Source organism: Pseudomonas sp. DCB_AW (genome assembly GCF_026240895.1).
Lineage (GTDB): Bacteria > Pseudomonadota > Gammaproteobacteria > Pseudomonadales > Pseudomonadaceae > Aquipseudomonas > Aquipseudomonas kermanshahensis.
Genome location: NZ_JAPFCE010000055.1, coordinates 25,490 through 35,882 on the forward strand (window position 1 = coordinate 25,490; position 10,393 = coordinate 35,882).

The 10,393-nt window shown below is 60.1% G+C and carries 10 protein-coding genes, 1 tRNA gene and 1 pseudogene; 4 read left to right on the plus strand and 8 right to left on the minus strand.

Annotated elements, in window-relative coordinates; all coding sequences use genetic code 11:
* The first annotated feature begins 12 nt into the window (after positions 1–12).
* Positions 13–102: transfer RNA gene (locus tag OO306_RS21995), tRNA-Ser, on the plus strand.
* 128 nt (positions 103–230) lie between these two features.
* Here the strand turns inward: OO306_RS21995 and OO306_RS22000 are convergent.
* From OO306_RS22000 to OO306_RS22015, 4 genes and pseudogenes are all read right to left on the minus strand, one after another.
* Positions 231–575 carry an addiction module antidote protein gene (locus tag OO306_RS22000; protein ID WP_027594645.1) on the minus strand — a complete coding sequence of 115 codons (345 nt, stop codon included), beginning with the start codon at positions 573–575 and terminating at the stop codon, positions 231–233.
* A pseudogene (locus tag OO306_RS22005) lies at positions 568–693 on the minus strand (type II toxin-antitoxin system RelE/ParE family toxin); the annotation flags it as partial. The pseudogene OO306_RS22005 and the gene OO306_RS22000, both read right to left, overlap by 8 nt.
* Before the next feature lie 63 nt (positions 694–756).
* Positions 757–1,032 (minus strand): DUF3077 domain-containing protein, encoded by a 276-nt coding sequence (locus tag OO306_RS22010; RefSeq protein ID WP_265969904.1) that lies wholly within the window; start codon positions 1,030–1,032, stop codon positions 757–759.
* Between the two features lie 136 nt (positions 1,033–1,168).
* Positions 1,169–1,432 carry a hypothetical protein gene (locus OO306_RS22015; RefSeq protein ID WP_265969905.1) on the minus strand — a complete coding sequence of 88 codons (264 nt, stop codon included), beginning with the start codon at positions 1,430–1,432 and terminating at the stop codon, positions 1,169–1,171.
* Between the two features lie 427 nt (positions 1,433–1,859).
* On the opposite strand from OO306_RS22015, the gene OO306_RS22020 reads away from it, so the two are divergent.
* On the plus strand, positions 1,860–3,023 hold the full coding sequence (locus tag OO306_RS22020) for an ATP-binding protein (RefSeq protein WP_265969906.1): 1,164 nt from the start codon (positions 1,860–1,862) through the stop codon (positions 3,021–3,023).
* 76 nt (positions 3,024–3,099) lie between these two features.
* On the opposite strand, the gene OO306_RS22025 is transcribed toward OO306_RS22020, so the two are convergent.
* Positions 3,100–3,717, minus strand: coding sequence for a LysE family transporter (locus tag OO306_RS22025; protein WP_027594642.1), 618 nt, complete (start codon positions 3,715–3,717; stop codon positions 3,100–3,102).
* Between the two features lie 205 nt (positions 3,718–3,922).
* On the opposite strand from OO306_RS22025, the gene OO306_RS22030 reads away from it, so the two are divergent.
* Complete coding sequence (locus OO306_RS22030; protein WP_027594641.1) at positions 3,923–4,114, plus strand: DUF4223 family protein; 192 nt, start codon at positions 3,923–3,925, stop codon at positions 4,112–4,114.
* A gap of 85 nt (positions 4,115–4,199) precedes the next feature.
* Here OO306_RS22030 and OO306_RS22035 read toward each other — a convergent pair whose 3' ends face one another.
* From OO306_RS22035 to OO306_RS22045, 3 genes are all read right to left on the minus strand, one after another.
* Positions 4,200–6,641: a TonB-dependent siderophore receptor gene (locus OO306_RS22035; RefSeq protein ID WP_265969908.1), complete on the minus strand. Its 2,442-nt coding sequence runs from the start codon at positions 6,639–6,641 to the stop codon at positions 4,200–4,202.
* A gap of 155 nt (positions 6,642–6,796) precedes the next feature.
* Positions 6,797–7,762 (minus strand): FecR domain-containing protein, encoded by a 966-nt coding sequence (locus OO306_RS22040; RefSeq protein WP_265969909.1) that lies wholly within the window; start codon positions 7,760–7,762, stop codon positions 6,797–6,799.
* Between the two features lie 4 nt (positions 7,763–7,766).
* A complete protein-coding gene (locus OO306_RS22045; RefSeq protein ID WP_186680966.1) occupies positions 7,767–8,297 on the minus strand; it encodes a sigma-70 family RNA polymerase sigma factor in 531 nt (176 codons plus the stop codon).
* A 334-nt stretch (positions 8,298–8,631) separates the two neighbouring features.
* On the opposite strand from OO306_RS22045, the gene mqo reads away from it, so the two are divergent.
* A complete protein-coding gene (mqo, locus tag OO306_RS22050; protein ID WP_027594638.1) occupies positions 8,632–10,269 on the plus strand; it encodes a malate dehydrogenase (quinone) in 1,638 nt (545 codons plus the stop codon).
* Positions 10,270–10,393 lie beyond the last annotated feature (124 nt).

The window sequence follows — 10,393 nt, forward strand, 5'->3', positions numbered from 1 at the left end:
ATGCGCGCCATTGGAGAGATGCCGGAGTGGTCGAACGGGACGGATTCGAAATCCGTTGTACTGGCAACAGTACCTAGGGTTCAAATCCCTATCTCTCCGCCATACATGTGGTAGATGAAGCCCCTGAAAACGATGAGTTTTCAGGGGCTTTTTCGTTGGTCTCTAATACGCCCTCATCGGTCGCCTGGTCGGCGTCATAAAAGATGTCACCTTGGTCTAGGCGGCATCTTTTACGCTAGATGCTTATCAAGCGGTCTAACCGTTAACTCCACTCCCAGGGCAAGCATGAGCTTCTGAACTGTAGCGAAACGAGTCTTGTCGCCGCCTTTGAGTGTTTTATAAAGAGATTCTCGGTTTACCCCGGCATCCTGAGCGAACTGGTTCACGCCCCTTGCTTTCGCCACTTCTCCCATGGCGTGCATCAAGACCTGAGCGTCGTTAGCCTTCATCGCTTCAGCTAGAAACGCGGCAATGGTTTCAGGGCTATCAAGGAACCGAGAGGCTTCGAAAGGCTTGGTATTGCTCAAATCTAGATCGAGGATTGGCATCTCGTCGTGATGGGCTGTGTTACTCATGATTTTTACCTCGCAGGGCGTCAAGAATTTCCTTCGCTCGTTTAATGCTTCTGGATTGAGCCGTCTTATCACTGCCGTAGAGCATCAGGTAGCGGATTGTGCCTGCACGCACGTAGTAGTGAGATAGCCATCTTGATGATGGCGCATAGGCGGAGAGGTCCGATGCCTTCGTTACCTAGCCTTAATGCTTCATCATCCCCAGCTCCGCATCATCAAGCAGCGCTTTGGCCATCGCGCTCAGGTAATGCGAAGCCCAGATCAACTTCTGATCGCCCTCCATCAACCCCGTCAGGGTCATGTCGCGTACATAGCCCATCAGCTCGGATGCCTGTTCGCGGGCGCTTTGGCAGCAGATGCCGGGCTCGATGCGAAAGAGTGGGTGGGTTTGGTTTTCGCCTTGGTAGAACGTCGTCACGCCGACAGTGGTGGGCGGCTTTCGGGTGGCTGTAGTCGTCATTTAACTCCCTGGAATCTTTAGTGCCGGGCCTGGCCTCTTCGCGGGTGAACCCGCTCCCACAGGTATGGAGAAGAGCCCTGTGGGAGCGGGCTTGCCCGCGAAGGGGCCGGGCCTGGCTACGCAGCTATTCGAACGCTCAATGGACCGTGCGCGGCGCTGCGGGGATGTGCGGCTGCATCTGCAATTGCATCAATGCGGACTCAACCAGGCTTTGTACTGCCTCCATCTCGTGGATGACTGCCTGCATCACGATCGAGTTGGGGGAGGTGGGCTTGAGTTGCACTGATTGGCGGGCTAAAGACAGGGCACAGAGGACGTACTCTGTGGATTGAATCAGGGTGTCCTGCAATATCTGCGAGGAATCGAGGGAGTAGGGCGGATCGGGGACTATCTTGCGCATGAAAGCTCCTTGGGTAAGTGGAGCTGCCTGGCAACGCTGTCAAACGAATGGAGGCAGCTATACACAGGTTGACAGACCGGTACCCAAGCAACCCGGCGCACACGAATGTGCCCTATGTACAGCCGCCATGAAGCGCTGCAGCGGAAACTTGGGTTGTCGGCCTGTCAAAGCCAGTCGTTGATTTGGCAACGACACGGCGAGACTAGAGCGCGACCCAAGCACTAGCAACAGTTTGAGCGGCTCGGGAGTATGTTTGGGAAATGGACTACAAGATAGGGGAAAAAACTGAAGCTTGGCTGTAGGGCGGAAAGCTGAGGCCGATAGGATTCGCCCGATCAGGTGGTTCTGATAGCAAAATCTACTGATAGATAGTAATTTTAGCTAGACTTAGCTATCTATTGCTATAGCTCCATCTGAGAGGTGGCCCATGGACCCGTACCGCAACCCTTTCGCACCTGGCGCCGGCAGCCGGCCCCCCGAGTTGGCTGGGCGGGATGTAGTGCTGGAGCATGCCCGAATAGCCTGTGGTCGAGCAGTCAATGGCCGCAGTGCAAGGTCCATGATGCTTCTCGGCTTGAGAGGCACCGGCAAGACCGTACTGCTGAACGAAGTCGGGAAAATCGCAGAGGACGAGGGCTTACTGGTATCCAAAGTCGAGTCTCCGGAAGAAGAGAGCCTGGCTCGTCTGCTTTATCCAGAAATGCGTAAGGTCATGAGGTCACTCTCGACTGTAGAAGCCGCCAAGCAGATCGCCCATCGAGGTCTGAAAGGTCTTCGGGGTTTTGCCTCTATCTTCAAAATCGATATTGCCGGTGTGGAGGTTGGGGTGGAGCCAGAACCGGGGTTGGCCGACAGTGGCAACCTTCAATACGATTTGCCAGACCTCTTCAACGTTATCGGGCGGGCTGCAAAGGCTGCAGGCAAAGGCTGGATATTGCTGATCGATGAGGTGCAGTACCTGTCAGAGGCGGACCTGCGCGCATTGATTGTTTCGATGCATCGTATGTCTCAAGAAGGCCTGCCCGTGCTACTGGTCGGAGCCGGCCTGCCTCAGGTGGCGCGCCTTGCTGGCGAGGCAAAGTCTTATGCCGAGCGGCTGTTTCTCTATCCCGAAATCAATGCACTGGATGCAGAAGCTGCCGCACAAGCAGTACTAAAGCCCATCGTGGACGAGGAGGCATCTATTGCACAAGCCGCATTACAGGAGATTGTCGTCCGTACCAAGGGGTATCCGTTCTTTTTGCAAGAATGGGCCTCTACTGCGTGGAACTGTGCTGAAGGCCCAGAAATTTCACTAGAAGATGTAGTCCATTCATACTCTGAAACGTTGGCTTTGCTCGATGCAGGTTTTTTCAGAGTTCGGATAGATCAGTTGACCCCAGGGGAAGTGCTATTCGTCAAAGCCATGTCGGAGCTTGGTAATGGGCCTTATGCCGTGAGTGATATCGCGAAGGCACTGGGTCGAACCCAATCATCCTTGGGGCCGACCAGAGCTAAGGTTATCTCCAAAGGCATGGCCTACAGTACCGATCATGGTTTCCTGGATTTCACCGTGCCACTTTTTGCGGAGTACATGCGGCGTCAGGGTTGAACGGTGGCAAGTGCCCAGTTCGATTAGCCGTGAGCTGCGCAGCAGCCCCGGCTATCTCGAATCCAAATGACAACCCTCAGCGCATCGCCGCCAGCTTGATCCCGAACCCAACCAGGCAAACCCCCGCCAACCGCTCGAACAGGTTGGCAATCCGTGGGTTTGCGCGCATACGTTCGGCCAGCTTGTGGGTCAACACCACCGCAATCAGCCCATACAGGAACGTCACCACCGCCACGGTCGCCGCAAGAAAGCCAAAGGTCAGCAAACCCTGGTGCTTCACCGGGTCGACGAACAGCGGGAAAAACGCCATGTAGAACATGATCGCCTTGGGGTTGAGCAAGGTGATCATCATCGTCTGGCGCAAGTAGTGGCCGTTGTCCATGCGGCTTGCACGCGGGGCGCCGCCGGGTTTGCTCAGCACCATGCGCAGGCCCAGGTAGGCCAGGTACGCAGCCCCCGCCCATTGCACCACGTGGAAGGCGGCAGGGTAGGCGGCAAGTAAGGTGGCAACGCCGGCCACGGCCAGCCACAGCAGCACCTGGTCACCCAGGATTACCCCGAAGGTCGCCGCCAAACCGGCCTTGATGCCACCCTTGCCCGTGGCCGTGATCAAGGCAAAGTTGCCCGGGCCAGGGATGGCCAGGACGATGATGAAGGCGATGACGAAGGCGCCGTAGTCGGTAACACCCAGCATGGGGGGAACTCCTGTAATAGTGCAGGTACAAGGCAGAACTACAGACTATCTTCCCCGGCGGCTTACTTTTCAACTGTCGGTTAATGCTGCGATAACGCGACGTATTGTTACATCGCAGCCCGTGCGACTTGGATCCAATGCCTTGGTTCTGTATGATCCGGGCGCCATCAGTACGATGGCCGACGATTCATTTAAAGGACTTAGTATGAAAAAGCTGTTGAAAGCCACTGTTGCCGTTGCTGTCGTTTCGGGCGTTGCCCTGCTGTCCGGCTGCACTGGTCAAGTCTACAACCAGCAGAAGAACTGCTCGTACGACTACCTGTTCCACCCTTCGGTTTCCATCTCCAAGGTCATCGGTGGCTGCGGCCCGATCGATAAGCTGCCTCAGCCGCAGTAATCTTGGCGATACCCTGATCGCGACGCTTGCGGCGTGATCCAAGGACCCCGGTCATGCAGATGGCCGGGGTCTTTTGTTTAAGGGGTCACCAGCGCAACGAAACGGTACCGAGCAAGGTCCGCTCTTCACCCCAGTAGCAACGCCCGGCGTTGTTGCAGCCTGCTACATACTCTTTGTCGAACAGGTTGCGGGCATTGACCTCGACTGACCAATGTTCGTCTAGGGTATACCCCACCTTGGCATCCACCAGCGTGACATCACCGGTATCGAGCTTGCCGTACAGGCTCGCCGGGGTATAAGCGAAGGTGCTGTCGAAGTGACGCACGCCACCGCCGATCTGCAGCCCCTTCAACAGCCCGTCACGAAAACGGTAGGTGCTCCACACCGATGCCTGGTTGCGCGGCACGCCGGTCATCTGGTGGTCTTCATACAGCGAGCCCGCCACGTCCTTGGTAATGCGCGAATCGGTGTAGGTGTAGGCCGCGGTGAGGTTGAGGTTTTCGCTCAGGTCGCTGTTGAGCTCCAGTTCCACACCCTTGGCGCGGCTGGCGCCGATCTGGCGGTAGTCGCCGACGCTTGAGTCGAACAGCACATCGTCCTTCTTGCGCAGGTCGTACACCGACGCGGTAAAGGCAGTGTTCCAGCCCTTGGGCTCGTACTTGATACCCACTTCATACTGTTCGCTGGTGGTCGGGTCCAGCGGGCCGCTCTTGCTCTCGGTCTGCTGGGTGGGGGCAAAGGCGGTGGAATAGCTGAAGTACGGCGACAGGCCGTTTTCGAACTGGTACATCACGCCAGTCTGCCAGGTGAAGTCGCTGTCCCAGCTGTCCATGTCGGCTTGTGCATTGAGGGTGCCGGCCTTGTTGCGGAACTGGCTGTTGACCCGGTCCAGGCGCCCGCCGAGCAGCAACACCCAGTTGTCGACCTTGCTTTGCAGCTGGCTGTAAAGGCCGTACATGGTCTGATCGAGCAAGGCGTTCTGCACATGCAGGGGCGTGCTTGGTTTGCCATTCCAGACCGGGTTGAACACGTTGATGGTGCCGCCGTTGCCGGCATCCCAGTCCTGGTTGAACGAAGTGCGGTCAAGGCTCGCCCCCAGCAGCAGGGTGTGTTCGAACGCACCGCTGTCGAAGTGGCCTTCGAACTGGTTGTCCAGCGAGTAGGCGATGGACTTGTTGTATCGGTCGTAGGCAGTGTTGCCCAAGGTGGTGCCGAAGCCGCCGTTGTTCAGGCTGCCTGGCCACATTTCCTGGCGGTCGATGCGCGACTGCATATAGCGCGAGTTCTGGCGGAACTGCCAGGTGTCGTTGAAGCGGTGGCTGAACTCATAGCCCAGGCTCCAGGTTTCGCGTTCGAAGTTGTCCCAGTCCGGGTTGCCGGACAGCTGGTCCTTGTCGATCTTGCCGTTGGGGTTGTGCAGCAAGGTGCCGGCTGCGGGGTAGCCCAACTCCATCAAGGTGCGGTCGCGCTGGTAGGTGGCCAGCACGGTCAGGCTGTTGAACTCGTCGAAGTTCAGGGTCAGCGACGGGGCGATGTAGAGGCGGTCATCAGGCTGGTGATCGACCTGGGTATCGGCGTTGCGGCCCATCATTACCAGGCGGCCAAGCACATTGCCTTCATCGTTCAACGGGCCGGAGACGTCGACACCCAGTTGGCGGCGGTTGTGCGAGCCATAGCTCAGTTGCACTTCGCCGCGGGCCTCGGCGGTCGGCCGTTTGCTGACCAGGTTGACCACGCCACCTGGGGCGTTCTCGCCGTACAGGATCGAGGTCGGGCCGCGGAACACTTCCACGCGCTCGAGGCCATAGGGTTCGCTGCTGGTGTCGTAACGGTTGCCTTGCACCCGCAGGCCATCGCGCAGCAGGCCGTAGCCATAGTCGGTGGCGTTGAAACCACGGATGAAGAACAGGTCGCCCGCCTGGCCGTCACCGCCGGCAAAGGGTGGGGAGAAGATGCCCGGTACATAGCCGAGCACTTCGGTGAGGGTTTGCGATTGCTGGTCGTCCATGCGCTGGCGCGTCACCACCGAGACCGAGCGCGGAGTGTCGGCGAGGGCGCTGCTGGTCTTGCTGGCCGTGGCGCTGGAGACGGCACGGTAGCCCGTGTCGCCCTGGCCATTGCTGGCAGCCAGGGTGGCGGCGTTGATGGCGGTGGCATCCAGTTGCAAAGCATTGCCGTCTTCGACCGGTTGCAGCACATAGCCGCTGCTGCCTTGCGGTACAGCCTGCAGACCGCTGCCTTGCAGCAGTCGGGCCAGCCCTTGGGTGACGCTGTAGCGGCCTTGCAGGCCCTGGCTGGTTTTACCGGCGGCCAATGCGTTGCTGCCGGCCAGGTAGATGCCGGCCTGGCTGCTGAACTGGTTGAGGGCGCTGGTCAGTGAGCCCGGGGCGATATTGAAGGCAGTCTCGGCATTGATCGCTTGTTCGGCGTGCGCCAAAGTCGCCGGCAGCATCAGCGGTGCAGCGGCACAAAGGGAAAGCGGGGCGGCAAGCGCCAGGCGAAAGGCGGGGTGGAGGGGCGTCGGCATGCTGGTCCCTGAGGTCGATACGGTCAGTTGAGGGAGGTTGTGAGGGGTTAACCGAACGAGATTGGGAAAAGGGAACCGGTTGGTGCGGTTTTTTTGCATGAGGATTGTGGGGGGTATGGCGCTACAAACCTATCGGCAACCACCAGCCCCACTCCTCACGCCGGCTCGACGCTCACCCACCAGGGCGTCAGCCTTTGCACACGAACCGGCAGCGCCGCCTGCAGCAGGTCGAGTGCGCGGTCGGTATCGTTGAGCGGAAAAGCCCCCATCACCGACAGCTGTGCCACCGACGGGTGCCAGCCCAGGTGGCCATGGCGATAGCGGCCCAGCGTCTGCAACAGCTGCGCCAGGGGCATGTCCTCGGCATTCAGGCGCTGATGAATCCACGACTCGCCCGCGCTCTGCGCCGGGCGCGGCGCGCTGATGCCCTGGGCGGTGAAGACCACCTGCTGCCCGGCCTGGACAATAAGGCGCTTGGCCCGCTGCGCAGTGCACACTTCGACCGCACCGGCGTACACGTCCAGCCGCGTGGTCTCGCCCTGCTGGCACACCGCAAAACGGGTACCCAGGGCTTGCATGCGACCTTGCGCGGTGTCGACAAAAAATGGCCGGCGCGAGTCGGCGGCGGTTTCCACCAGGATTTCGCCAAAACGCAACGTGAGCACGCGGCTCAGCGCAGAGAACTCCAGGTCCACTGCACTCTGGGCGCCCAGCCACAGCTGGCTGCCGTCGGCCAGGCGGGTTTGCCGGGTTTCACCAATGCCGGTGGCAAGGTCGGCACCCCAGCCCGGCAGTGGCGCACCCCGCCAGGCCTGCCAGCCGAGCAGCGAGCTGGCGCCGAGCACCAGCAACGTCTTGAGCCCGGTGCGCCGGCTGAAGCGGCGCGAGTCTTGCTCGCGCAGGGCCCGGCCCGCGGCAGCGCCTTCGGCCTGCAAAGGCGCGAAGCGCTGGCCGACACGTTGCACGTAGTGCCAGGCTGCGCGGTGGTCGCCGTGCTGGTCGAGCCAGTGTTGCCACTGGTGGTGCACCTGCGGGCCGGCGTCCTCGTCCTGCAGTTGCACGTACCAGTGCGCGGCTTCTTGCAAACTGGCGTGGCTGAGTTTCTGTGTGGGTGTGCTCATGGCGTCATTCCACCAGCACGCCGTCGAGTTCGGCTTCAAGGATGGCGCAGTGCAAAAAGGCCTGCGCCAGGTACTTCTTGATCATGCGTTCGCTGACGCCAATGTGCGCGGCGATATCGCGGTAGGCCAGGCCATCGATTTGTGCCAGCAGAAACGCCTGGCGCACCTTGCCGGGCAAGCGCAACAGCATCGCGTCCACCTCGTGCAGGGTTTCGACGATGATCGCTCGCTGCTCGGGGGAAGGCTGCACGGCTTCGGGCTGCAACGCCAGCTGTTGCAGCCAGGCATGTTCCAGCCGCTGGCGCCGCCAGTGGTCCACGCACAGGCCACGGGCGATGGTGGCCAGGTAGGAGCGTTCAGCGCGCTCCCCGTCGAATTGGCGCGGGCGGTTGAGGATGCGCAGGAACGTGTCCTGAACCAGGTCGGCAGCATCGCAACGGCTGCCCAGGCGCCGGTACAAAAAGCCAAGCAACCAGCGCGAATGGCTGTGGTACAGGGTATGGATCGAGGTGTTCAACTCAGGTATCGAAACCACGGCGGCATCCGGCGCGAGCGCGTACTGGTGCGAATGAGAAATGATCGCAATAGTAGGGGCGGCGGAAGAATACTGCAATCGCTGTCGAATATTCCCGCGTGGCTGGGACAACCTGTCGCCTTGACGCGCAGCCCCTCAATTTGTTTGTGCTGGCAATTCAGATACAATCGGAAAAACGTTTCAGCGATGGCGGGTCAATTCGACCATCGGCTGGGCGTTCACTGTTTCTCTTGGCTGCTGACTCCAATGATCAATAACAAGCGCGCGCTGAAGGACAGAACGACACGAGGCCCCGCCTAGGCCTCCCTTACGTGCTAACCATTGGGATTGATCAATGTTCAAGAAAGCTGGCAAGACCTTGCTGGGTCTGGCTGTCGCGGCGAGCGTCATGCAAGCGCACGCGGTAGAAACCAAGAAAGTCGACGTGCTGCTGGTCGGCGGCGGCATCATGAGTTCCACCCTGGCGGTCTGGCTGCACGAGCTGGAGCCGAGCTGGTCGATGGAAATGGTCGAACGCCTGGACGGTGTCGCCGAAGAAAGCTCCAACGGCTGGAACAACGCCGGTACCGGCCACTCCGCGCTGGCCGAGCTGAACTACACCCCGGAAGACAAAGACGGCAACGTCAACATCACCAAGGCCATCGAAATCAACGAAGCCTTCCAGATCTCCCGCCAGTTCTGGTCGTGGCAGGTGCGTCAGGGCGTGTTGAAGAACCCGCATTCGTTCATCAACAGCACCCCGCATATGAGCTTCGTCTGGGGCGATGACAACATCAAGTTCCTCAAGAAGCGTTATGACGCGCTGCAGGCCAGCCCGCTGTTCCGCCCGATGCAATATTCCGAAGACCACGCGCAGATCGCCAAGTGGGTCCCGCTGATGATGGAAGGCCGCGACCCTAACCAGAAGCTGGCCGTGACCTGGACGCCGATCGGTACCGACGTCAACTTCGGCGAGATCACCCGCCAGTTCGTTGGCCACCTGAAGACCCAGGACAAGTTCGACCTGAAGCTGTCCAGCGAAGTGCAGGACATCACCCGCAACAAGGACGGCTCCTGGCACGTCGAGTACAAGAACCTGAAGGACGGTACCGAATCGGCCACCGACGCCAAGTTCCTGTTCATCGGTGCCGGCGGCGGCGCGCTGAAGCTGCTGCAGAAGTCGGGCATCCCTGAGGCCAAGGAATACGCCGGCTTCCCGGTGGGCGGTTCGTTCCTGGTGACCGAGAACCCAACCGTTGCCATGCAGCACATGGCCAAGGCCTACGGCATCGCGTCGACTGGCGCGCCACCCATGTCGGTACCGCACCTGGACACCCGCGTGCTGGACGGCAAGCGCGTGATCCTGTTCGGGCCATTCGCGACCTTCTCGACCAAGTTCCTGAAGAACGGCTCGTACCTCGACCTGCTGGGCAGCACCACGCTGCACAACGTGTGGCCGATGACCAAGGTCGGTATCGAACAGTACCCGCTGGTGGAGTACCTCGCGGGCCAGCTGATGCTGTCTGACGACGACCGCTTCGAAGCCCTGCGCACCTACTTCCCGAACGCCAAGAAAGAAGACTGGCGCCTGTGGCAGGCGGGCCAGCGCGTGCAGATCATCAAGCGTGATGCCGAGAAAGGCGGCGTGCTGAAGCTGGGCACCGAAGTCGTGGCCTCCGAGGACCGCACCATTGCCGGCCTACTGGGTGCCTCGCCAGGTGCTTCCACTGCTGCGCCGATCATGCTGAACGTGCTCGAAACCGTGTTCAAAGAGAAGGTGGCGACGCCTGAGTGGCAAGCCAAGATCAAAGAGATCGTGCCGAGCTACGGTACCAAGTTGAATGATTCGGCAGCCGCCACGCAGAAAGAGTGGAACTACACCGCTGAAGTGCTGCAGTTGGAGAAGCCGCCCGTGATCGACGCCAGCGTCGATTTCGGTGCTGCGCCAGGCAAAGCGGTTGAAAGCAAGCCTGAGAACGACATGGCGCTGTAAGCGACACTGTTGTGAACGAAAGCCACGGGGGTGACCTCGTGGCTTTTTTATTGCCTGTACCGGCCCTTTCGCGGGTGAACCCGCTCCCACAGGTTAAGCACACTACCTGTGGGAGCGGGTTCAC

Coding starts and splice junctions, on each gene's coding strand:
- OO306_RS22000 (WP_027594645.1), bottom strand. CDS start 575: ATGAGTAACACAGCCCATCACGACGAGATGCCAATCCTCGATCTAGAT.
- OO306_RS22010 (WP_265969904.1), bottom strand. CDS start 1,032: ATGACGACTACAGCCACCCGAAAGCCGCCCACCACTGTCGGCGTGACG.
- OO306_RS22015 (WP_265969905.1), bottom strand. CDS start 1,432: ATGCGCAAGATAGTCCCCGATCCGCCCTACTCCCTCGATTCCTCGCAG.
- OO306_RS22020 (WP_265969906.1), top strand. CDS start 1,860: ATGGACCCGTACCGCAACCCTTTCGCACCTGGCGCCGGCAGCCGGCCC.
- OO306_RS22025 (WP_027594642.1), bottom strand. CDS start 3,717: ATGCTGGGTGTTACCGACTACGGCGCCTTCGTCATCGCCTTCATCATC.
- OO306_RS22030 (WP_027594641.1), top strand. CDS start 3,923: ATGAAAAAGCTGTTGAAAGCCACTGTTGCCGTTGCTGTCGTTTCGGGC.
- OO306_RS22035 (WP_265969908.1), bottom strand. CDS start 6,641: ATGCCGACGCCCCTCCACCCCGCCTTTCGCCTGGCGCTTGCCGCCCCG.
- OO306_RS22040 (WP_265969909.1), bottom strand. CDS start 7,762: ATGAGCACACCCACACAGAAACTCAGCCACGCCAGTTTGCAAGAAGCC.
- mqo (WP_027594638.1), top strand. CDS start 8,632: ATGTTCAAGAAAGCTGGCAAGACCTTGCTGGGTCTGGCTGTCGCGGCG.